This window comes from Mesorhizobium sp. MC2-1-1, from assembly GCF_057597255.1.
Genome location: NZ_CP195205.1, coordinates 2,522,435 through 2,543,997, shown reverse-complemented (window position 1 = coordinate 2,543,997; position 21,563 = coordinate 2,522,435). Strand labels below are relative to the sequence as shown.

Annotated in this window: 18 protein-coding genes; 14 read left to right on the top strand and 4 right to left on the bottom strand. The window is 63.4% G+C overall.

Annotated features, from left to right (window positions below):
* Positions 1-164: 164 nt before the first annotated feature.
* Positions 165-1,997, bottom strand: coding sequence for an ATP-binding protein (locus tag ACR64R_RS12780; protein ID WP_487361974.1), 1,833 nt, complete (start codon positions 1,995-1,997; stop codon positions 165-167).
* Positions 1,998-2,149: 152 nt separating this feature from the next.
* On the opposite strand from ACR64R_RS12780, the gene ACR64R_RS12775 reads away from it, so the two are divergent.
* From ACR64R_RS12775 to ACR64R_RS12765, 3 genes are all read left to right on the top strand, one after another.
* Positions 2,150-2,716 (top strand): helix-turn-helix domain-containing protein, encoded by a 567-nt coding sequence (locus ACR64R_RS12775; protein ID WP_487361973.1) that lies wholly within the window; start codon positions 2,150-2,152, stop codon positions 2,714-2,716.
* A 147-nt stretch (positions 2,717-2,863) separates the two neighbouring features.
* Positions 2,864-3,028, top strand: a complete 165-nt coding sequence (locus ACR64R_RS12770) for a hypothetical protein (RefSeq protein WP_487361972.1) — start codon at positions 2,864-2,866, stop codon at positions 3,026-3,028.
* Between the two features lie 37 nt (positions 3,029-3,065).
* Entirely contained in the window at positions 3,066-3,605 is a 540-nt protein-coding gene (locus ACR64R_RS12765) for an N-acetyltransferase family protein (RefSeq protein ID WP_487361971.1), read from the top strand.
* Here ACR64R_RS12765 and ACR64R_RS12760 read toward each other — a convergent pair.
* Complete coding sequence (locus ACR64R_RS12760) at positions 3,597-4,481, bottom strand: LysR family transcriptional regulator (RefSeq protein WP_487361970.1); 885 nt, start codon at positions 4,479-4,481, stop codon at positions 3,597-3,599. The genes ACR64R_RS12765 and ACR64R_RS12760 overlap by 9 nt on opposite strands.
* Positions 4,482-4,591: 110 nt before the next feature.
* Here ACR64R_RS12760 and tmpA point away from each other — a divergent pair, with 110 nt between their 5' ends.
* Positions 4,592-5,743 carry a 2-trimethylaminoethylphosphonate dioxygenase gene (gene tmpA / locus ACR64R_RS12755; RefSeq protein ID WP_487361969.1) on the top strand — a complete coding sequence of 384 codons (1,152 nt, stop codon included), beginning with the start codon at positions 4,592-4,594 and terminating at the stop codon, positions 5,741-5,743.
* Positions 5,740-6,330 carry a (R)-1-hydroxy-2-trimethylaminoethylphosphonate oxygenase gene (gene tmpB, locus ACR64R_RS12750; protein ID WP_487361968.1) on the top strand — a complete coding sequence of 197 codons (591 nt, stop codon included), beginning with the start codon at positions 5,740-5,742 and terminating at the stop codon, positions 6,328-6,330. Before tmpA ends, tmpB begins: the two co-directional genes overlap by 4 nt.
* Before the next feature lie 51 nt (positions 6,331-6,381).
* Here the strand turns inward: tmpB and ACR64R_RS12745 are convergent, their stop codons facing one another.
* Entirely contained in the window at positions 6,382-8,190 is a 1,809-nt protein-coding gene (locus ACR64R_RS12745) for an NAD(P)-binding domain-containing protein (RefSeq protein WP_487361967.1), read from the bottom strand.
* Between the two features lie 269 nt (positions 8,191-8,459).
* Positions 8,460-10,379 (bottom strand): sigma-54-dependent Fis family transcriptional regulator, encoded by a 1,920-nt coding sequence (locus ACR64R_RS12740; RefSeq protein WP_487361966.1) that lies wholly within the window; start codon positions 10,377-10,379, stop codon positions 8,460-8,462.
* 382 nt (positions 10,380-10,761) lie between these two features.
* Between ACR64R_RS12740 and ACR64R_RS12735 the strand changes: the two genes are divergently transcribed.
* From ACR64R_RS12735 to ACR64R_RS12695, 9 genes are all read left to right on the top strand, one after another.
* Entirely contained in the window at positions 10,762-12,543 is a 1,782-nt protein-coding gene (locus tag ACR64R_RS12735) for an acetolactate synthase 3 large subunit (protein WP_487361965.1), read from the top strand.
* A 147-nt stretch (positions 12,544-12,690) separates the two neighbouring features.
* On the top strand, positions 12,691-13,263 hold the full coding sequence (ilvN, locus tag ACR64R_RS12730; protein ID WP_487361964.1) for an acetolactate synthase small subunit: 573 nt from the start codon (positions 12,691-12,693) through the stop codon (positions 13,261-13,263).
* Between the two features lie 117 nt (positions 13,264-13,380).
* Positions 13,381-13,977: a LysE family translocator gene (locus ACR64R_RS12725; RefSeq protein ID WP_487361963.1), complete on the top strand. Its 597-nt coding sequence runs from the start codon at positions 13,381-13,383 to the stop codon at positions 13,975-13,977.
* A 210-nt stretch (positions 13,978-14,187) separates the two neighbouring features.
* Entirely contained in the window at positions 14,188-15,459 is a 1,272-nt protein-coding gene (locus ACR64R_RS12720) for an efflux RND transporter periplasmic adaptor subunit (protein ID WP_487361962.1), read from the top strand.
* Complete coding sequence (locus tag ACR64R_RS12715; protein ID WP_487361961.1) at positions 15,456-18,611, top strand: efflux RND transporter permease subunit; 3,156 nt, start codon at positions 15,456-15,458, stop codon at positions 18,609-18,611. The genes ACR64R_RS12720 and ACR64R_RS12715 overlap by 4 nt, the downstream gene beginning before the upstream one ends.
* A 63-nt stretch (positions 18,612-18,674) precedes the next feature.
* Positions 18,675-19,295: a nitrile hydratase subunit alpha gene (nthA, locus tag ACR64R_RS12710; RefSeq protein WP_487361960.1), complete on the top strand. Its 621-nt coding sequence runs from the start codon at positions 18,675-18,677 to the stop codon at positions 19,293-19,295.
* Positions 19,292-19,951 carry a nitrile hydratase subunit beta gene (gene nthB / locus ACR64R_RS12705; RefSeq protein WP_487361959.1) on the top strand — a complete coding sequence of 220 codons (660 nt, stop codon included), beginning with the start codon at positions 19,292-19,294 and terminating at the stop codon, positions 19,949-19,951. The genes nthA and nthB overlap by 4 nt, the downstream gene beginning before the upstream one ends.
* Positions 19,938-20,288, top strand: a complete 351-nt coding sequence (locus ACR64R_RS12700) for a nitrile hydratase accessory protein (protein WP_487361958.1) — start codon at positions 19,938-19,940, stop codon at positions 20,286-20,288. The genes nthB and ACR64R_RS12700 overlap by 14 nt, the downstream gene beginning before the upstream one ends.
* A gap of 137 nt (positions 20,289-20,425) precedes the next feature.
* Positions 20,426-21,553, top strand: coding sequence for an ATP-dependent DNA helicase (locus ACR64R_RS12695; protein ID WP_487361957.1), 1,128 nt, complete (start codon positions 20,426-20,428; stop codon positions 21,551-21,553).
* The last annotated feature ends 10 nt before the right edge of the window (positions 21,554-21,563 follow it).

The window sequence follows — 21,563 nt, the reverse complement described above, 5'->3', positions numbered from 1 at the left end:
TTCCGACATGAATTCATGAGGCCGGCCGACTGACGCGCCTTTCTCGACTTCCGGTGCTCACGGACAGAATGTCCGCTCCGCTCCGGCTTCTCGAAAGCCACGTCATTCGATCCGGCCTGATGAATTCCTGTCCGGAATTTGGCCGTACCTGCGAGGCGGGCTGATCAATCGTTCAATTGACGCATGCCGAAGGTCGAGGGCTTCAGACCGTAGCGTGTGTCGAAGTCGTCGTCCGGCGGCACGCGTGGAGCGGTAGCCGGCTTCTTGTAGTCCGGGTCGCCAGCTTGACGGGTAAAGTCCACGGCCTCGGCGAAAGCCATGGCCTGCTGCGGCTTCGGCACGTTGCGGAGCCGCTCAACGATCAGGGCCAGATCGACGTCGCTGCCGTCCAGGGAGGGCGCGACCTGCTCCCTTTTCGCGGTTCCGGGAATGAACTCCTGCGCCAGCTTCTCGAATTTCAGACGCATGGTCGTCGCCACGCCTTCGCCGAAGGCGATGGCTTCGCGCTGCCCCATCGAGGACAGGAACGCCAGCGTGGAAGCCGAGGAGTCGGCGATTGCCGAACGGATGATTGCCTGGTCCTGCTCGTTGGCAAGGCGCATGGCAAAGAAGGTCGAGCACTGCGACAGGATGGTCGGGTCGAGTTCGCCAGGACGCTGGGTCACGACGCCCAGGTAGCAGCCATATTTGCGGCCTTCCTTGGCGATACGCGACAGGGCGTGTCTGGTCGGCGCGAAGCCGAGGCGCGGATCGGCCGGCATATAGCGGTGCGCTTCCTCGCAAAGCAGAAGCAGCCTTAGCCGGCCCTCGCTCCACAAGGCCAGGTCGAAGGCCAAACGGGCCAGCACCGAGCATACCGAGTTGACCACTTCCGAAGGCATGCCTGCCATCTCGAAGCAGGTCACCGGGCGACCGTGGCTGGGTACGCGGAAGATATTGCCGATCGTCTCGTGGATCGTGTCCTCGATCAGGCGGGAATTGAACATGAAGCGGTAGCGCGGGTCGGCGGCAGCCGATTCGATGCGCGTCTTCAGCGACTTCAGGATGGGGCGGTCATTCTTGCTCTCAAGCATCCCCATCCGCTCGTCGATCTGCTTGATGAGATCGGCGATGCGGTAAGGCACCGGTGTGTCCGCAGTCAGCGCGTCGCTGCCGCGCCGTACATAGCTGCCGGAACCGGGATTGCGATAGAGGTTCTTGGCGGCCGGGATCAGGTCGCGCAGCACGTCCACTTCCTCGGGCACCGTCTCCCGGCCGCGAAACAGCACTTCGGCGAATTCCTCCAGCCTGAACATCCAGAATGGCAGGTCGAGCGTCTTTGAATCGACCTTGACGCAATATTCCGGCAGCGAGGCTGCGAACTCGTTATGCGGATCGAGGATGAGTACGCGCAGATCCGGGCGCGCCTCGATCGACTTGCGCAGTAGCAGCGAGACCGCGGTGGACTTGCCGACACCGGTGGTGCCGACGATGGCGAAATGTCGCGCCAGCGTATCGTCGATGGCGATGTGGGCATCGATCGACTCATCCTGCGACAGTGTGCCGATAGTGACCGAATGGCGTCCGGCCAGATCGTAGACCGCCTGCAGGTCGCGGCTGCGAATACGGTGGGCGATGGCGCCGATATGCGGATAGGCGGTGATGCCGCGGTCGAAAACCGGTTTTGCGCCAGGCTCAGCGGCGTCGCGCACTTCTCCGATCAGTTCGATGCTGACCTCGATCGGGTTCTGGCCCTCATTGCTCCAGGCGCGATCCGATTTGCCGATCGCATAGACAAGGCCGACCGTGCGCGTGCTGCCGAGATTGATGGAGATCATCTTGCCGACCGTCCACTGGCCGGTGACCGTGCCGTCCGCATCCTCGGCATAGGCGCTGATGGTGGCGCGGGCGCCGTCGCATTGCACGACATTGCCGAGAATGCGTTTGTCGCTTTGCAGGGCATTGCGGCGCTCCTGCGAAGTCGGTTCGCCAACTGAGGCTTCGCGTTCGACAAACATGCCTGACCTTGTCCCATTCCCTTGAGCGTCGACCGTATTCAATCGGGGTTAAATTGAGGTGAGGTCGAATGGTGTAGGGGGTGTTAAGGCGGCCGCGCCAATTCGATCGAACGGGCTCTTTTCACGGCTCGCAATTCCGATATATTGGACGAATGGATGATATATCGAATGATATCGCCGCCACAATCGGCAGGCGGATACGATCCGAAAGGACGGTGAGGGGCTGGTCTCTGGCCGAGCTTGCGGAGCGCTCGGGCGTGTCCAAGGCGATGCTGAGCGCCATTGAACGCGGCACGACCAGTCCGACCGCGGCGCTGTTGGTGCGCATCGCGGCGGCTTTCGGCATGACGCTGTCGACGCTGATCGCACGGGCCGAGATGCAAGGCGGCGGCGTTTCGCGCAAGGACGCGCAGCCGGTCTGGCAGGACCCGGCGACAGGTTACATCAGGCGGCATCTGTCGCCGGCATCGCACATGCCGCTCGAACTGATCAGGGTCAGCCTACCGGTGGGCGCCAGGGTCTGTCTTCCAGCCGCATCCTACGCCTTCATCAAGCAGCAGATATGGCTGATCGACGGCAGGCTGGACTTCACCGAAGGCGATGTGGTGCACAGGCTCGAGCCCGGCGACTGCCTGGCGCTCGGCGCGCCCTCCGACTGCATCTTTCATGCTCCAGGACCGGATGCGGCGGAGTATCTCGTGGCGCTGGTCAGGGATTGATCCCGATGTCGCGCCGGCCAAGACGCTCGCACAATGGCGGCCGCCGCTCGACGACCATGACGGCCTGCCCCGAGCAAGGGCGACGCCTATGTTTTCCTCGCCTGGCGAGCCGCGCACGCCAGAGCCTGGAAGGCGCCGAGCCACGCCGTGATGCTGATGCGGCTGGAGCGGGCCGAGCGGCTCGGGCTGACCTATGAGGAATATACGCTCGAGATCCTGGGGCGCGGCGGCCATCTCGGCGAGGACGACGCCGAGCGTATCGCCGAAATCCGGCGGGCGCGGCGACGCAAGCGGATCAGCCATTTCGAATGACCTTGTCCCGATGGCTCGTCTTTTGGAGAGCAACAGCATGAATTCCCTTGAAATTCGGGCGTTGACCGATGATGCGGCAACCACCGCACTGCTGGCCGATCTTTTGATGGATACTGTCGCCTCCGGCGGCTCGGTGAGCTTCATGCATCCATTGTCGCCGGAAGCCGCGCGGGATTTCTGGCGCAAGTCGCTTGCCGCGGCCGCGCGCGGCGAAAGGGCGGTGCTGGGCGCATGGCGGGACGGGGCGCTCGCCGGCACCGTCACGCTGCTCCTCGACTTCCCGCCCAATCAGCCGCATCGCGCCGAGATCGCCAAGCTGATGACCGCCCGGGACCATCGCGGCAGGGGAGTCGCGACCCGACTGATGCGGGCAGCCGAGGAACTGGCCGTCGAAAAAGGTCGCACGCTGCTGGTGCTGGACACGGCGAGCGAGGAGGGCGCGGCCGGGCTTTATGAGAAACTCGGCTTCACCTTGACCGGTGAGATCCCCGACTTCGCGCTGAAGCCCTATGGGGGGTTGACCGGTACCCTTATCTACTGGAAACGGATAGGGGCGGAGGCCCGCACGCTAAGCTGAGTTGCCGGCCGCGCGCGCAATAAGCCAGCGGCGAAAATCCTGCTCGGCGCCCGACAGTCGCGACGATGACGGCCTCGTCAGGAAATGCCCCGACGGGCTGGACAGCTCGAAATCCGAAAGCTTGACCAGAGCGCCGTCCCTGAGCGCGGTGTCGGCCAGCGGCCGAGATCCCAGCAGCGCCCCGGCGCCCGCTTTCGCCGCTTCCATGGCGGCGACGAAACTGTCGAAGCGATGCGAACGGTGGGAATGACCGGCAAGTCCGGCGGCTGCAAACCATTCCGCCCACATCTCGCGCGCGCCCGCAACCAGGAGCAGCGGCAACGACGTCCAATCGCCACCGAGCGCGAGTGTTGGAGCCGCGACCGGGACAAGCCGTTCGGCGGTCAGCCGGTCGGCTTCGCGCCCGGGAAAGGATCCGTTGCCGAAGCGTATGTCGAGTGCCGAGCCCGGCTGGTCGTAATCGGTCGGCCGATGGATGGTCGCTAGATCGAGCCTGACGCGTGGCAGCGCCCTTGCCAGGTCGGGGAGAGCCGGGACCAGCACCAGCAGTGCGAAGGAGATGGGGACGCGGATGCTGACGGTCTGAACCGCACGGGGCTGGAACAATTCGTTGGTGCTGTTGCCGACTATCGCGAATGCAGACTGGATGTGGGGAAGATAAGCCGCGCCCTCCGGCGACAGCGCCACGCCGCGCGCCAGGCGCGCGAACAGTCGCGTCTTGAGCCGCTCTTCCAGAAAGCGGATGTGCTGGCTGACGGCGGCCTGCGTCAAGCCGAGTTCGGCGGCCGCGGCGGTGAAATTCGACAGGCGGGCGGCGGCCTCGAAACTGCGCAGCCAGTCGAGAGGCGGCATCGCATCTGGCGCTTTTCCAGCCATCAGAAATTCAGTGCCATTACCCGAAAAACGATAATTTGAGTTATGCCTCTAACGAAGTCAGGATGCAATCCGTGCTCGCAGTGGCGGGTCAAGATGGGAGCTTCCGGAACATGCTGACAAGAGCAACGCCAGGCGACGAGGGACGAACGATCGAGCTTGGCTGGAAGGATGGAACGGCGAGCCGTTTCCACGCCATATGGCTGCGCGACAATGCGCTGGACGACAAGACGCGCAGCGCAGGCAACGGCCAGAGGCTGATAACCATCCTCGACATTCCGGCGCAAACGCGGATTGGCGCGGCCGAGATCAAAGGCGGAGCGCTGGAGGTCAGGTTCGTGCCCGAGGACAAGACGGTCAGCTTCCCGGCCCAATGGCTGAGGGCCAACGCCTATGATCGCGCCGAATCTCGGCAGTCCGGCTGGATCGGCGACGCTATTCAGCGCTGGACTAAGGCGACAATGCAGAATTCGGTGCCGCGCGCCAGCTACGCGGCGGCCTTGCAAGACCGCGGCATCTTGCGCAAATGGCTTTCAGCCGTGAGGACCTATGGCTTTGCCGTCATGGATGGCCTGCCCACGGAATCCGGCGCGCTATGCAAGGTGGCCGACCTTTTCGGCTATATCCGGGAGACCAATTACGGGCGCTGGTTCGAGGTGCGCGCCGAGGTCAATCCCAACAATCTCGCCTACACCAATCTCGGCCTGCAGGCGCATACCGACAATCCCTACCGCGATCCGGTGCCGACGCTGCAGATCCTCGCCTGCATCGAGAACACGGTCGAAGGCGGGGAATCCAGCGTCGTCGACGGGTTCGCGGTGGCGGCGGCACTGCAGGCGGAAGACCCCGACGGCTTCCGGCTGCTCTCTTCCCATCCGGCGCGTTTCGAATATGCCGGCTCGTCGGGCGTGCGGCTGCAGTCCAAACGACCAATGATCGAGCTCGGACCCGATGGGGAGCTCATCTGCATCCGTTTCAACAACCGCTCGCTGGCCCCGGCCGTCGACGTGCCCTTCGCCGAGATGGACAAATATTACGCCGCCTACCGCCGGTTCGCCGAGCTGATCGAGGATCCTTCCTTCGAGGTGACCTTCAAGCTCGAGGCGGGGCAATCCTTCATCGTCGACAACACGCGCGTCATGCATGCGCGCAAGGCCTTCTCCGGCAGCGGCAAGCGCTGGCTGCAGGGCTGCTACGCCGACAAGGATGGCCTGCTTTCGACGCTCGCGGCCATCGAGCACGATTTCAGGGAGGCGGCCGAATGAAACCTGACGAATTGAACACAGGCAACATCGTGGAGTTCATCGCCGAGATCTTCGAGCGCCGCGGCGCCGAATCCTATCTCGGCGAGCCCGTCACGATGTCCGAGCATATGCTGCAGGGCGCGTGGCTGGCCGAGCAGGACGGCGCGCCGGAGGAGCTTGTCGCGGCGGCACTGCTGCACGACATCGGCCACTATACCAGCGAGTTCGGAACCTATTCGCCCGACGACGTCGAGGACAAGCATCATGACGAGGCGGGCGGCGAGGTGCTGGCGCCTTTCTTTCCACCGGTCATCGTCGAGTGCGTCAGGCTGCATGTCTCTGCCAAACGCTATCTCTGCGCCACCGATCCGACCTATTTCGCCAAGCTGTCGCCCGCCTCCGTGCATACGTTGTCGTTTCAAGGCGGGCCAATGAGCGCGGAGGAAGTGGCCGAGTTCCGCCGCAATCCGTTCCACGATGAGGCGGTGCGAGTGCGCATCTGGGACGAGGGCGGGAAGGTCGCTGACATGAAGACACGGGCTTTTCGCGACTATGTGCCGCTGCTGGAGCGCGTGGTGAAAAAGTTCGCGGCGGAAAAGGCGGCGTAGACGCAGAAGCCCGGCTGGCCGGGCTTCTGCCATCCACAAGAGCGCAGTGCGTCAGCTCTTGTGATGGACCTCCTGCAGCCCATAGACCGGCGTCGGCAAGCCGACCTGCCTGGCTTTGAGCTGCAACGCCAGATATTGCGAATAGTGGCGTGACTGGTGGAGATTGCCGCCGTGGAACCACAGCGCTTCCTGCTGCGTCGGCTTCCACATGTTGCGCTGCTCGCCCTCCCAGGGACCCGGATCCTTGGTGGTGTTGGAGCCGAGCCCCCAGACCTTGCCGACCTTGTCCGCTACCTCCTGCGAGATGAGGTCCGCCGCCCATCCGTTCATCGAACCGTAGCCGGTGGCATAGATCACCAGGTCGGCCGGCAATTCGGTGCCGTCGACGAATTTGACGCCGGTTTCGGTGAGTTCCTGCACCGCGGCGCCTGGACCGCTCTTCAATTTGATCGAACCATCGATGACGAGGTCGCAGGCGCCGACATCGATATAATAGCCGGAGCCTCGGCGCAGATACTTCATGAACAGGCCCGAGCCGTCGTCGCCCCAGTCGAGCATGAAGCCGGCCTTTTCCAGATCCTCGTAGAACTTCGCGTCGCGCTCCTTCATCTGCTGGTAAAGCGGAATCTGGAACTCGTGCAGGATGCGGTATGGGAGCGAAGCGAAGATCATGTCGGCCTTGCGCGTCGTCATGCCGTTCTCGACCGCTTGCTCCGAATAGAGCGCGCCAAGCCCGATATCCATCAGCGTGTCGGACTTGACGATATGGGTGGAGGACCGCTGCACCATGGTCACGTCGGCGCCGCCTTCCCACAACGCCGCGCAGATATCGTGCGCGGAATTGTTGGAGCCGATGACCACCACCTTCTTGCCACGGTATTTGTCCGGACCGGGATGGGTCGAGGAGTGCTGCTGCTCGCCCTTGAAGATGTCCTGGCCCTTGTATTTCGGCCAGTTCGCCTTGCCGGACATCCCGGTCGCCAGCACCAGTTGCTTGGGCTTCAGCACGATCTCCTTGCCGTCGCGGTCGACGACGACGGTCCATTCCTTGGCCTTCTCGTCATATTTGGCCGATTTCGCGGTGGTGGAGGACCAGTAGTTCAGCTCCATCACCCTGGTGTACATCTCCAGCCAGTCGCCGATCTTGTCCTTGGGCGCGAAGACCGGCCAGTTCTTCGGAAAGTCGATATAGGGCAGGTGATCGTACCAGACCGGGTCGTGCAGGCAGAGCGACTTGTAGCGCTTGCGCCAGGAATCGCCCGGGCGCTCGTTCTTCTCGATGATGATGGTCGGCACGCCGAGCTGTTTCAGCCTTGCACCAAGAGCAATTCCACCCTGGCCGCCACCGATGACGACGACATAGGGCTGCCGGGAGTGACCGAGCTCGGCGATTTCGTCGTCGCGCTCCTCGCGCCACGTCTTGCGTCCCTTGCCATGTCCGTGCTTGGCGCCAAGGGGGCGGGTGAAGCCGGCTTTCTCCTCATAGCCCTTCAGCTCCGACATCGTGGTCAGCAGGGTCCAGATCAGGTCGCCCTTGAACCGCACAAGGCCGAAACCGCGCGCCACGCTCGTCTCGAAGGTGATCCAGGCGGTGGTGATGCCGCCATCCTCGGTCGCTTCCTCGCCCTTGGCCACCGCCCAGCCGGTCGGTTTGGTGGTGGCCAGCGTCGCCTTCAGCATGTCGCGGATCTGATCCTGGCCCTCCATCGTCTTGAGATTCCATGTGAACGTGACGAGGTCGCGCCAGTAGCAATCGGCCTGGAAGCAGTTGACGGCGCTTTCTATGTCGCCGGCTTCCAGCGCCTTGCCGAACTTATCGAGCAACGCCTGCGCCTTGGTGGTTGGTGTTCTCTCGAGCATTTGTTCTCCTCCACTTGCTAGAGTGCGCCATGAGCAGCAAGCACCGTGCCAACCGTGGCGCTGGTCAGGGATCGCAATGAAATCAATCTGTTGGAACGCTCTTCCGTCGTCTTGCCTGTTGCATTTCTGTTGCAGGCGCCACGGCGCGCCACAGCCCTTGCAATATCAAAGCGCCGCGCTTTGAAGCGGATTCAGGCGGCGCGCTTCCAGTTTCTTGCCCTGACGCATGTCCTTGTCCCGGAACCGCTGCGGACTTTTGGGCGACATGCTCAGTTCGGCGCCTCCAGCCGCAGACGCTTCATGCGGCGATGCACCGTTGTGCGATCGACGCCGAGACGCCGCGCGGCCTCGGAGATGTTCCAGCCGGTTTCCGCCAGCACGGCCAGCAGGGCCGCGCGCTCTTCTTCGGGCGAGGGGGCGCGCAAAGCGACCAGGCTGGCGGGCGGAACCGAGGCCGCCGCGCGGGACTTGGCGAAATCGGGCAGATCGGAAGGTTGGATCGTCTCATCGTCGCAAAGCGCAATCGCCAGGTCGACGGCGTTGACGAGTTCGCGGATGTTGCCGGGCCAACCATGGCGGATCAGCGCCAGCCGCGCGGCCGGCGACAGCCTTGCCGGGCGACCGGCAAGGCGCACCCGCTCGCCGACCAGCCGGTCCAGCAGCCATTCGAAATCGGTGCGTTCGCGCAGCGCCGGCAAGCTCAGAGAGGCGGCGTTCAGCCGATAGAACAGGTCCTCGCGGAAACGGCCCTCGGCGACCAGCTGACGCAGATCATGATGCGAGGCGGAGATGATCTTGATGTCGACAGGCCGGGGCGCAATGCCGCCGACCGGGATCAATTCGCGCTCGGCGATCACTCGCAAAAGCCGCGATTGCAGCGCGTACGGCATGTCGCCAATCTCGTCGAGGAACAGCGTGCCGCCGTCGGCGCTCTCGATCAACCCCTTGCGTCCCTTGGCCGTGGCGCCGGTAAAGGCGCCGGCGGCGTGCCCGAACAGCTCGCTCTCGATCAGGTGCTCGGGAATGGCAGCGCAATTGATGGCCACGAACGGACCGGAGCGTCCGGAGCTCTCATGGAGCGCGCGAGCGAGGTACTCCTTGCCGGAACCGGTCTCGCCATGGATCAGGATCGGGATGGTGGTGCGCGCCAGCTTGGCGGCCCGCACCTGCATGGCCGCCATGGCGGGATCGCCGTCCGAAAGTTCTGCGATCGGTTTCGGCAGCGCCTCGGCGGGAGCGCGACGTCCGCTCGACGGCTGTGGCTCGATGGCATGCGCGAACAGCGCGCTGCCGCTGCGGCCGAACACCAGTCGCTCCTCGGTTGGCCGCCCGCGCGTCAAATTCGGCAAGTCGTCGATATCCATGTCGAGGTAACGCGAGATCGGCTGACCGATCGGCGAGGAAAGCCTCCAGTCGACGCCGCCGGCTTGCGCCAGAAGCAGGGCCGCGCCGCGCGTGGTGCCGAGAATGCGGCCCGAGGCGTCGAGCGCGAGGGCTGCTTCCGGGTCGACGTCGAGGAATTCGGGCGAGCGGGAGAAGCGCAGCACCCATTCCGAATGCATCTGCGCCATCAAATTGGCGAGCTCGATGCGGCGGGCCGACGCCGTAACCAGGTGAAGGGCGAGGTTCTGGCTGACTTTCGGCTGCGGCGAGCGCAGCAGCGATATGTCGAGCACGGCGGTCAGTTCGCCGTTGGTGTCGAAGATCGGCGCGGCGGTGCAGGAAAGCGGCGTGTGGGTGGTGTCGAAATGGTCCGTCTGGTGGATGGTCATCGCCTCGCCGGTGACGATGCAGGAGCCGACGCCGCATGTTCCGGTGCGGCTTTCTGACCACTCGGAGCCAAGGTAGAGACCGGCCGTGCGCAACTGGTCCATGAAAAGCGGGTCGCCGAGGAAGTCGACGGTGACACCTTTTGCGTCGGCGAGCAGGAGGACGTAGTTCTGGCCAGCCACCTGCTTGAACAGTGTCTCCAGCCCGCTGCGGGCAATGGCGATCAGTCTTTCGGACTGCTCGAGATGCTCGCGCAACTGGGTATCGGGAACGATGTAGGCTTCCGTCGGCCGAGCCGGGTCAAGCCGATGCTTGTCGATGCAGCGCAGCCAGGATTGAACCACGATATCGTCGCGGACCGAGCGTGCGCCGGACAGCACCTGCTCGATCTCGCGGATATGCTCCCGTTCGCCAGCCATGCGTCCTCCTCGCAGCCAACGTCACCTTTGCATGTCGTTCTCCCAAACCTCCCACACTTTTGGGCGACGTGCGCCAGCGCATACTGGTGTTTCGGCGGCGAGGGCTCAACTGTACTATGGTAGCGCGTGGGCATGCAGTTCTCACAAGGCGAGTGAATTCACCCGAGACCCCATTGACGAGCCCACGTTTTCGCCTCTATTGTCCGCGCCGATGAAAACGGCACTCATTCTCGTAGGCTGGCGCGTGGGCAAGGCGGTGTAACCGCCGGGCGAAAACCTCCCATGCGCACCACACAGGCTCCCTCGGGGGCCTTTTTTATTGCCTGAAATCCAACTAAACGACCAGCAATCGCCAGATGGCGGACAGTACGGGACCAGACCGATGAGCAATGGACAGAACGAGCGGCGTGAAATGACGGGCGCCGAAATGGTGGTGCAGGCGCTGAAGGACAACGGCGTCAAGCATATCTTCGGCTATCCGGGCGGCGCGGTCCTTCCAATTTATGACGAGATATTCCAGCAGGACGAGGTCGAGCACATCCTGGTCCGGCACGAACAGGGCGCGGGCCACGCGGCCGAAGGTTATGCGCGCTCGACCGGCAAGGCCGGCGTGTTTCTGGTGACGTCCGGTCCCGGCGCCACCAACGCGGTGACGCCGCTGCAGGACGCGCTGATGGATTCCATTCCGCTGGTCTGCCTCACCGGTCAGGTCCCGACCTCGCTGATCGGCTCCGACGCCTTCCAGGAATGCGACACGGTCGGCATCACGCGGCCCTGCACCAAGCACAATTGGCTGGTGAAGGACGTCAACCAGCTCGCCGCCACCATCCACGAGGCATTCCATGTCGCGACGACCGGCCGGCCTGGCCCGGTCGTGGTCGACATCCCGAAGGACGTGCAGTTCGCCAAGGGCATCTACGTGCCGCCGCAGACGGCGCCGCGCACCAGCTACAAGCCGAAGGTCCAGGGCGACCTGGAAAAGGTCAAAGCCGCTGTCGAGCTGATGGCCGGCGCGAAGAAGCCGATCATCTATTCGGGTGGCGGCGTCATCAATTCCGGCCCGGAAGCCAGCCATCTGCTGCGCGAGCTGGTCGACCTCACCGGTTTCCCGATCACCTCGACGCTGATGGGACTCGGCGCCTATCCGGCATCGGGCAAGAACTGGGTCGGCATGCTCGGCATGCACGGCACCTACGAAGCCAACATGGCGATGCATGACTGCGACGTGATGATCTGCATCGGCGCGCGCTTCGACGACCGCATCACCGGCCGGCTCAACGCGTTCTCGCCTAACTCGAAGAAGATCCACATCGACATCGACCCGTCCTCCATCAACAAGAACGTGCATGCGGATGTCCCGATACTGGGGGACGTCGGTCGCGTGCTGGAAGATCTGGTGCGGCTGTGGCGGGCGACCGTCAAGGCCGACAAGAAGGCGCTTTATCCTTGGTGGGAGCAGATCGCGAAATGGCGCGCGCGGGATTCGCTCGCCTACAGGATGAACAGCGACGTGATCATGCCGCAATACGCGATCCAGCGGCTCTACGCGCTGACCAAGGACATGGACACCTACATCACCACCGAGGTCGGCCAGCATCAGATGTGGGCGGCGCAGCACTACCATTTCGACAAGCCGAACCGCTGGATGACGTCGGGCGGCCTGGGCACGATGGGCTATGGCCTGCCGGCGGCCCTCGGCGTGCAGATCGCCCATCCCGACGCGCTGGTCATCGATATCGCGGGCGATGCCTCCGTGCAGATGACCATGCAGGAGATGAGCTCGGCGGTGCAGTATGAGGCGCCGATCAAGATCTTCATCCTCAACAACCAGTATATGGGCATGGTCCGCCAGTGGCAGCAGCTGCTGCACGGCAATCGGCTGTCGCATTCCTACACCGAGGCGATGCCGGATTTCGTCAAGCTGGCGGAGGCCTATGGCGGCCACGGCATACGCTGCGACAAGCCAGATGAACTCGACGACGCGATCAAGGAGATGATCTCTGTCAAAAAGCCGGTCCTGTTCGACTGCCGCGTGGCGACTTTGGCCAACTGCTTCCCGATGATCCCGTCAGGCAAGGCGCATAACGAAATGCTTCTGCCGGATGAGGCCACCGACGAGGCGGTCGCCAACGCCATCGACGCCAAGGGCAGGGAACTGGTGTAGCCAGCCGATGGATCGGAATTCTTGGAGCATGATCGTCGCCGAAAACCGGTTTCCACTTTCCGGGATCATGCTCTAAGGCAGGGCTGTCGCGAGAAGCCGTGCGCACACAGAGAATTAGCTCAAGAGTTTGAAATCGAGATTCATGTCATGAACGCACAGCTTCAACCGACCGGCTCGGCCTACTTCATCGCCAAGGAAACCGAGAAGCCGGAAACGCACACGCTTTCCGTGCTGGTCGATAACGAACCGGGCGTGCTCGCCCGCGTCATCGGCCTATTCTCGGGCCGTGGCTACAACATCGAAAGCCTCACCGTTTCCGAGACCGAGCACGAGAAGCATCTGTCGCGCATCACCATCGTGACGCGCGGCACGCCGCATGTGATGGAGCAGATCAAGCATCAGCTCGAGCGCATAGTGCCGGTGCACCGGGTGGTCGACCTCACCGTGCGCTCGCGTGAGCTTGGGCAGGAGCGGCCGCTGGAACGCGAGCTCGCGCTGGTCAAGGTCGCGGGCACCGGCGACGCCCGGGTCGAGGCACTTCGGCTCGCGGATGCGTTCCGCGCCTCGGTCATCGACGCCAACACCGAGCATTTCGTCTTCGAGATCACGGGCAAGGGTTCCAAGCTCGATCAGTTCATCGCCATCATGAAGCCGCTCGGCCTTGTCGAAATCTGCCGCACTGGCGTGGCGGCGATGAACCGCGGTCCGCAGGGAATGTGAAGGCGGGGACGCTCACCCGCTCCTTTCATCTCGTCTCTGGTCCGGCAGTCCCCTTCCGGTGGCTTTGGCGCGTCTTTCAAAAAAGGACAATAAGGCTGCCATATCTGGGAGGATAACATGTCGCTCAATGCGTTCCTTGCTCTGTTGGTCTACGCCTTCGTGACGTCGATCACGCCGGGCCCGAACAACCTCATGCTGCTCGCTTCCGGCGTCAATTTCGGCATTGCCAGGACGGTTCCCCATATGCTGGGCATCAGCATCGGCTTCCTGGTCCTGCTTCTTGCCGTCGGCTTCGGGCTTGGCGCGGTGCTGACGGCGTTCCCGGCACTGCATAGCGCGCTGAAAATCGCGGGCGCCGCCTATTTGCTCTACCTCGCCTGGAAGATCGCCATGTCGCGGTCGGTGGGCGACGGAAAAGGGGCGGAGGGACGGCCGATGCGCTTCATCGACGCCGCCGCATTCCAGTGGGTCAACCCCAAGGCATGGGTGATGGCCATCACCGCCATGGCTGTCTACACCAATCCAGACCACCCGTTCGTTTCGGTAGCGCTGATCTCGATCGCTTTCACCATCGTCAACCTGCCCAGCGTCTCCGTCTGGGCCGGCTTCGGCACGGCGCTGCGCGGCTTCCTGTCGGATCCGATGCGGCTGAAATGGTTCAATATCGCGATGGGCGTGCTGCTTGCGGCGACGCTGTGGCCGATGCTCCGGTGAGCTGATTTCGGACCGGCGGGTGGTCTTGTCGCGGCGCGTCCGCCGGCTGCCTGCCATTGTGCAGTGCACATTAAATCTTCGTAATGCCGCGTTTTGGCCCTTTTCCGCCAAGGCCTTGTCCTATCTACTCCACGACATCGCGGCGCGAGGCCGTGAACTGAGCAGAAATGGACCACCGGAATCGGCGTGTCGGGTAGAGGACAGTTGTCGATGCGCGGGAAAATCGCCTTTGCAGTGGTGGCGGTCGCATGCCTGGCCGGCGCCGGGCTTTATTTATCTCCCGCGGCCTTGGGCAAGGTGCAGCAACTAATCTCTGGCCTGCAGGGGGCCGGCGGCACAAACAAGAGCGCCAAGGCATCGGATAATGCGAAAGGCGGCAGTGGCGGCGCGCGTTCCGCCTCCATCGTCTCGGCCACCGCGACGACCGCTGATTTCCCGATCCGTCGCTATGCCATCGGCTTCGTCTCGTCCCCTTCGGTGGTGAGCATCAATGCCCGGGTTTCCAGCCAGATCGTGTCCATCCACGTCAAGGACGGTCAGATGGTGAAGGCGGGCGATGTGTTGTTCTCGCTCGATGATCGCGCCCTGAAGGCGCAACTGGCCAAGGACCAGGCGACTCTTGCCAAGGACCAGGCGATGCAGGTCAGTGCCGAGGCCGATTTGCAGCGCGCCAAGGATCTTGTCGCCAAGCAGGCAGGTACGCAGCAGACCTACGACCAGGCGCTGGCGGCGCAGAGAGCCGCGGCCGCGACCATCGATGCCGACAAGGCGACGATCGACGCCGACACAGTGCAGTTGAGCTACGCGACCATTTTGGCGCCGATCTCGGGCAGGCTGGGCGCCGTCAACGTGTCGGTCGGCGACCTCGTCACCACCAGCAATGGCAATTCGAGCAGTTCGACGCCGCTGGTCACCATCACGCAGATGGACCCGTTGCAGGTGAATTTCACGTTGCCGGAGAGCAACCTTGCTCTGCTGCACAAGGCGCTCGCCGACCCGCAGCAAGGCGATGTGACGCTGACCAAGAACGGCGATCCCACGCCGATCGGCAAAGGCACGCTCGATTTCGTCGATTCGAGCGTCGATACGGCTTCCGGCACCATTGCCACGCGGGCCAGCGTACCGAACTCGGATCTATCGCTGTGGCCGGGGCAGTATGTGAATGTGGTGCTCGAAGCTGGCACGATGCCGCATATGACCTCGGTTCCGACAGTCGCGGTACAGCCCAGCCAACAGGGTCCCTTCGTCTATGTCATCAAGCCCGACAACACGGTGGAGATGCGCCCGGTGCAGGTGGCGCTAACGCAGGGCGAAAACAGCGCCATCAGCGAGGGTCTGAAGAGCGGTGAGAAGGTCGTCGTCGAGGGCCAGACCCGATTGAAGAACGGCGCGGCTGTGCATGAGGGCAAGGCTGCCGGATCCGGCGAGCAGGCATCACCCAAGGTCGCGGAGGCAGACAAGGCTAGCGGAGCTGCCCAATGATCTCCGAATTCTGCATTCGCAGACCGGTCGCCACGCTGCTGATGTCGTTCGCCCTGATCCTGGGCGGCATTTTTGCCTATAAGTTCCTACCGGTGGCGGCCCTGCCGAGCGCCGAATTTCCGGTGGTCAACGTCTCGGCAAGCCTGCCCGGAGCTTCGCCGGAGACAATGGCTACATCAGTGGCGACGCCGCTGATCAAGCAATTCGCGACGATAGCCGGTATCGATTCGATCTCGACCACCAACTCGCTCGGCCAGACCTCGATTGCGATCCAGTTCGTGCTGAACCGCGATATCGACGCCGCCGCCGCGGACGTGCAGGCTGCCATCGCGCGAACGCAAAAATCGCTGCCGCCGGAAATGACCTCGCCGCCGAGCTATCGCAAGGTCAATCCTGCCGATGCACCAATCCTTCTGATGTCGCTTGTCAGCGACACGGTCCCGCTGACGGATCTTGACGCCTTCGCCGAAAACGTGATCTCGCCTTCGCTCTCGACCATCGATGGCGTCGCGCAGGTTTCGATCTTCGGCCAGCAGAAATATGCCGTGCGCATCCAGATCGATCCGACCGCGCTTGCAGCGCGAGGCATCTCGATCGATCAGCTGCAGACGGCGATCGCCTCGGCCAACAGCAACACGCCGCTTGGCGTGCTGCAGAACAATAGGCAGCAACTGACCATAACCGCCAACACGCAACTCGCGAATGCGGCGGGCTTCTCCAATCTCATCATCGCCACCAAGAATGGTCATCCTGTGCGGTTGGGCGAGGTGACCCGCGTCGTCGACTCGGTCGAGACCACGACGACCGCAAGCTGGTATGATGGCACGCGCGCCATCATCATGGCGGTTCAGCGCCAGCCCGATGCCAACACGGTCGACGTCGTCGACAAGGTCAAGGCGATGCTGCCGTCCTTCCAGGACCAGATGCCGGCTGCTGCCCAGATCAAGCTGCTCAACGACCGGTCCATCTCGATCCGCCAGGCCGTCGATGACGTCCAGTTCACGCTGCTGTTGACCATCGCTCTGGTCGTGATGGTGATCTTCGTATTCCTGCGCCGCGTGACGGCAACCATCATTCCGGCGGTGGCGGTGCCGATCTCGCTGATAGCCACGCTCGGCGCAATGTTCCTGTTCGGCTTTTCCATCGACAACATCTCGCTGATGGGCCTGACTTTAGCCGTCGGCCTCGTCGTCGACGACGCCATCGTGATGCTGGAAAACATCTTCCGCCACATGGAAGAGGATGGGCTGTCGGCCTTCGACGCCTCGCTGAAGGGCGCGCGCGAGATCGGCTTCACCATCATCTCGATCTCGATCTCGCTGGTGGCGGTGTTCATCCCGGTGCTTCTGATGGGCGGCGTCATCGGGCGCATCTTCAACGAGTTCGCCGTGGTGGTGACCGTTGCGATCCTGGCCTCGATGTTCGTGTCGCTGACGCTGACGCCGATGCTCTGCTCGCGTCTGCTGTCGGTGAGCAAGTCCGACCGTGAAAGACATGCGCCCGGTCACAGGCCAGATCTCATCACACGTGGCTATGACTGGATCCTGGGCTTCTGCCTGCGGCACACCTTCCTGGTGTTCCTCGTCTTCGCCGGCACCGCGGCGGCGTCGGTATGGCTGGTCCAGATTTCGCCGAAGGGCTTCTTCCCGCAAGAAGACATAAGCCAGATCTCGGTGTCCACGCTCGCACGCCAGGACATTTCCTTCGACGCCATGGTCAAGCTCCAACAGCAGGTTGCCGATGTCTTCACGCATTCTCCTTATGTGACGCATGTCGCCTGGTCGGTGGGCGGCGGCCAAAGCGCGCTCAATCAAGGCCGGCTCTATGTTCAGTTGAAGGACAAGAGCCAGCGACCCGATATCGATAAGGTGCAGTCCGATCTGAGGAAACAACTGTCGGATGTTGCTGGCATCGAGGCCTATATGCAGCCGGTGCAGAACCTCAGACTGGGCTCGCGGCAGTCCGCCAGCGCCTATCAGCTCGTGGTACAGGGCCTCGATACCGGCCAGACCGACATCTGGGCGCAAAAGCTGAACGACGCGATGGCGGCCGACCACGCGACCTTCACCGACGTCACCAGCGATCTGCAGAACAATGCCCTGCAGGCTTCCCTGGTGATCGACCGTGACAAGGCCGCCCAGCTCGGCATCGATACCAGCACGCTGCGTACGGCTCTTTATGGAGGGTTTGGAACGGATCAGGTTTCAACGATCTTCGGTTCCGCGGACAGCTATGCGGTCGTCACCGAACTTGATCCCAAGATCAACTGGTCGCCGGAGCGGATGCTGGCCATCCAGGTGAGGACCGCTAGCGGCAGCCTGGTGCCGCTCGGCGCATTCGCCCATGTCGACCGTACAGCGGGCGCGCTGACGGTCAATCAGCTCGGCCAGCTTCCGGCGGTGACGATCTCCTACAATCTCCCGCAGGGCGTATCGCTGGGCGACACCGTCACCCGCATCGACCAGCTCAAAGACCAGATCGGCATGCCGACGGCGATCTCCACGACCTTTGCCGGCACCGCCAAGACCTTCCAGGATTCGCTCGCCAACCAGGGCCTGCTCATCGGCGGCGCCATCCTGACGATCTACATCGTGCTCGGCATGCTCTATGAGAGCTTCATCCACCCGCTTACCATCCTCACCGGCCTGCCGTCGGCGGTGCTGGGCGCGCTGGTGGCGCTGCGCTTTGCCGGCATGGATCTTTCGGTGATCGCGGTGATCGGCATCCTTATGCTGATCGGCATCGTCAAGAAGAACGGCATCATGATGGTGGACGTCGCGCTAGAGCTCAGACGAGAGGGCATGTCGGCGAAGGAATCCATCCACAAGGCCTGCCTGATGCGGTTCCGGCCGATCATGATGACGACGCTAGCCGCGCTGATGGGCACGTTCCCGATCGCGCTCGGCACTGGCGCGAGCGCCGAGTTGCGCCAGCCGCTCGGCGTCGCCGTGGTCGGCGGCCTGCTCGCCTCGCAGGCGCTGACGCTGTTCGTGACCCCCGTGATCTACGTCTATTTCGAGAATTTCTCGGGCTGGCTGCTCAGCCTCTCCTCAAGGAAGAGCAGTCCGGCGCTGCATGCGGTGGACAACGGCGAGCAACGCTCGCTGTTCGACACCAACGACGATATCCCGCATAAGACCGCCGCCGAATAGGCGGCGGTTCTGGCCCAAGCCGTGATGCTTGCGGCGCGGTGTGGGCGATCGTAACCTCGTGTCATGTCCCACGATCATGATCACGACAACGAGCTCGACCCGTTCGCGGCGCGCGTACGCGCGTTGGAAACCATGCTTACCCAGAAGGGCCTGATCGACCCCGCGGCCATCGACGTCATCGTCGATACCTATGAGACGAAGATCGGCCCGCGCAACGGCGCACGGGTGGTGGCGAAAGCCTGGAGCGATCCGGCTTATGCCGAATGGCTCAAGCGCGACGCGACGGCGGCGATCGAATCGCTCTCCTATAGCGGCCGCCAGGGCGAGCACATGCAGGCGGTGTTCAACACCGAGGAGACGCACAACCTTGTCGTCTGCACGCTCTGCTCCTGCTATCCGTGGTCGGTGCTCGGCCTGCCGCCGGTCTGGTACAAGGCGCCGCCCTATCGTTCGCGGGCGGTCATCGATCCGCGCGGCGTGCTGGAGGAGTTTGGGCTGACGCTGCCGGCGCAGAGAAAGATCCGCGTCTGGGATTCGACGGCCGAGCTTCGCTATCTGGTCGTGCCGATGCGTCCAGATGGCACCGACGGCTGGAGCGAGGAGCAGCTCGCCGGGCTGGTGAGCCGCGATGCGATGATCGGCACGGCGCTGGCCAAAGAGCCGGCGGAAGGGGTGTCGGCATGAACGGGCCGCAGGACCTCGGCGGGCAGATGGGTTTCGGGCCGGTCGCGCCCGAGAAGGACGAACCTTATTTTCACGCCGAATGGGAGAAGCGGGCGCTTGGCGTCACGCTTACGGCCGGCGCCATGGGTGCCTGGAACATCGATGAGAGCCGGCATGCGCGGGAATCGCTGCATCCGGCCGATTATTATTCATCGAGCTACTATCAGATCTGGATCAAGGCGCTGGAGGCTTTGCTGAAGCGCCATGGCTTCGTCACCCAGCGCGACCTTGCCGCCGGCAAGGCGGTCGATCCATCCGCAACGCCGAAAAGAGTGCTGAAGGCGGCGGACGTGCCGGCCGTGCTCGCCAAGGGCGGGCCGTGCGACCGGCCCGTTGCCGGCCCGGCGCGTTTCCGGGCGGGCGATCGCGTGCGCACGAAAAATTTCAACCCGACCGGCCATACGCGTCTGCCGCGCTATGCACGCGGCAAGACCGGGGTTATCGAGGCCGTTCGCGGCGGCTTTGTCTTTCCCGACAGCAATGCCCATGGCAGGGGCGAGAACCCGCAATGGGTCTATACGGTGGTGTTAGACGGGGCGGAAATCTGGGGCGAGGGCGCCGATCCGACGCTGAGCGTCTCGATCGACGCATGGGAGAGCTATCTTGAGCCGGCCTGACGGCGCATTGCCGGCCGGTTTCGATGAGCCGGCCTTCGCCGAGCCGTGGCAGGCCGAAGCCTTTGCCCTGACCGTCGCGCTGCACGACAAGGGCTTGTTTTCTTGGAGCGAATGGGCAGAGGCGCTGTCGGCCGAGGTCAAGCAACCGGGCGCCGCGAGCGACGGGCACGACTACTACGAACATTGGCTGGCGGCGCTGGAAAAGCTTTTGTCGCGCAAGGGGATCGCCGACAAGGGCGAGGTGGACGAACTCGCCGCCGCATGGGAGCGCGCCGCCCACGCCACGCCCCATGGCAGGCCGATCCTGCTGGAGAACGATCCAGGCGCAGGTAGATAGTAAGCTCGTTTGTTCTCTTTACGTTCCTGTTCACGCCTGGTATTGTGAGACCTTTGAGGCGCCTCATGCTTGGCCGATGACGTTGACATGATGGCGGCTGTCTTGTCTTTCCCTTGCGAATCCGGTCTCTCGCGCTGATGGAATTCTCTCCCCAACAGGACGAGGCTCTGAAAGCGGTCGGGCGCTGGCTCAAAGAGGGCCGGCCGCAGGTCTTTCGGCTGTTCGGCTATGCCGGCACCGGCAAGACGACGCTGGCGCGCTATTTCGCCGAGCATGTCGACGGGCAGGTGCAATTCGCCGCCTTCACCGGCAAGGCGGCGCAGGTGCTGCGCTCCAAGGGCGCGACCAACGCCCGCACCATCCATTCGCTGATCTACAGGCCGAAGGGCGAGGAATCGGTCGAGGACGAGGTGACCGGCAAGACCTCAATGTCGCCGACCTTCTCGCTCAACCGGCAAAGCCCGATTTCGCGCGCCAAGCTCGTCGTCATCGACGAGTGCTCGATGGTCGACGAGCAGCTCGGCCGCGACCTGATGAGCTTCGGCACGCCGATCCTGGTGCTTGGCGATCCGGCACAATTGCCGCCGATCTCCGGCGGTGGCTTCTTCACCGAGCACGAACCGGATGTGCTGCTGACGGAAATCCATCGCCAGGCGCGCGACAATCCCATCATCCGCCTCGCCCTCGACGTGCGCGAGGGCCGCGAATTCATACATGGGGACTACGGCACGGCGCAGGTAATCGGCAGGGAAGCGGTCAACCAGGATCTGGTGCTCAAGGCCGATCAGGTGCTGGTCGGCACCAACCGCACGCGCCGCCGCTATAACCAGCGGCTGCGCGAGCTGAAAGGGTTCAACGCCGACTTCCCGCAGGCGGGCGACAAGCTCGTCTGCCTGCGCAACGATCCGGCCAAAGGGCTGCTCAACGGTTCCCTATGGAAGGTGATGACCTCGTCGCGCGAGACGGTGAAGCCCGGCATCAACCTCTTGGTCTCACCGGAAGAGGATGATCCCGACCGCGGCGTCGCCAAGATCAAGCTGCTCAAGGCTGCGTTCGAGGATCCGGATGCCGAAATCCCCTGGCAGCAGAAGAAGCGCTTCGACGATTTCGACTATGGCTACGCCTTGACCGTGCACAAGGCGCAGGGCTCGCAGTGGAACGACGTCGTGCTGTTCGACGAGAGCTGGGCCTTCAAGGAAACCCGGCAGCGTTGGCTCTATACCGCCATTACCCGCGCAGCAGAACGGCTGACGGTCGTACGGTAGCGCCTCGGGT

What these genes read in the sequence shown, in the direction of transcription:
- ACR64R_RS12780 (WP_487361974.1), bottom strand. Translation starts at nt 1,997, where the DNA reads ATGTTTGTCGAACGCGAAGCCTCAGTTGGCGAACCGACTTCGCAGGAG.
- ACR64R_RS12775 (WP_487361973.1), top strand. Translation starts at nt 2,150, where the DNA reads ATGGATGATATATCGAATGATATCGCCGCCACAATCGGCAGGCGGATA.
- ACR64R_RS12765 (WP_487361971.1), top strand. Translation starts at nt 3,066, where the DNA reads ATGAATTCCCTTGAAATTCGGGCGTTGACCGATGATGCGGCAACCACC.
- ACR64R_RS12760 (WP_487361970.1), bottom strand. Translation starts at nt 4,481, where the DNA reads ATGGCTGGAAAAGCGCCAGATGCGATGCCGCCTCTCGACTGGCTGCGC.
- tmpA (WP_487361969.1), top strand. Translation starts at nt 4,592, where the DNA reads ATGCTGACAAGAGCAACGCCAGGCGACGAGGGACGAACGATCGAGCTT.
- tmpB (WP_487361968.1), top strand. Translation starts at nt 5,740, where the DNA reads ATGAAACCTGACGAATTGAACACAGGCAACATCGTGGAGTTCATCGCC.
- ACR64R_RS12745 (WP_487361967.1), bottom strand. Translation starts at nt 8,190, where the DNA reads ATGCTCGAGAGAACACCAACCACCAAGGCGCAGGCGTTGCTCGATAAG.
- ACR64R_RS12740 (WP_487361966.1), bottom strand. Translation starts at nt 10,379, where the DNA reads ATGGCTGGCGAACGGGAGCATATCCGCGAGATCGAGCAGGTGCTGTCC.
- ACR64R_RS12735 (WP_487361965.1), top strand. Translation starts at nt 10,762, where the DNA reads ATGAGCAATGGACAGAACGAGCGGCGTGAAATGACGGGCGCCGAAATG.
- ilvN (WP_487361964.1), top strand. Translation starts at nt 12,691, where the DNA reads ATGAACGCACAGCTTCAACCGACCGGCTCGGCCTACTTCATCGCCAAG.
- ACR64R_RS12725 (WP_487361963.1), top strand. Translation starts at nt 13,381, where the DNA reads ATGTCGCTCAATGCGTTCCTTGCTCTGTTGGTCTACGCCTTCGTGACG.
- ACR64R_RS12720 (WP_487361962.1), top strand. Translation starts at nt 14,188, where the DNA reads ATGCGCGGGAAAATCGCCTTTGCAGTGGTGGCGGTCGCATGCCTGGCC.
- ACR64R_RS12715 (WP_487361961.1), top strand. Translation starts at nt 15,456, where the DNA reads ATGATCTCCGAATTCTGCATTCGCAGACCGGTCGCCACGCTGCTGATG.
- nthA (WP_487361960.1), top strand. Translation starts at nt 18,675, where the DNA reads ATGTCCCACGATCATGATCACGACAACGAGCTCGACCCGTTCGCGGCG.
- nthB (WP_487361959.1), top strand. Translation starts at nt 19,292, where the DNA reads ATGAACGGGCCGCAGGACCTCGGCGGGCAGATGGGTTTCGGGCCGGTC.
- ACR64R_RS12695 (WP_487361957.1), top strand. Translation starts at nt 20,426, where the DNA reads ATGGAATTCTCTCCCCAACAGGACGAGGCTCTGAAAGCGGTCGGGCGC.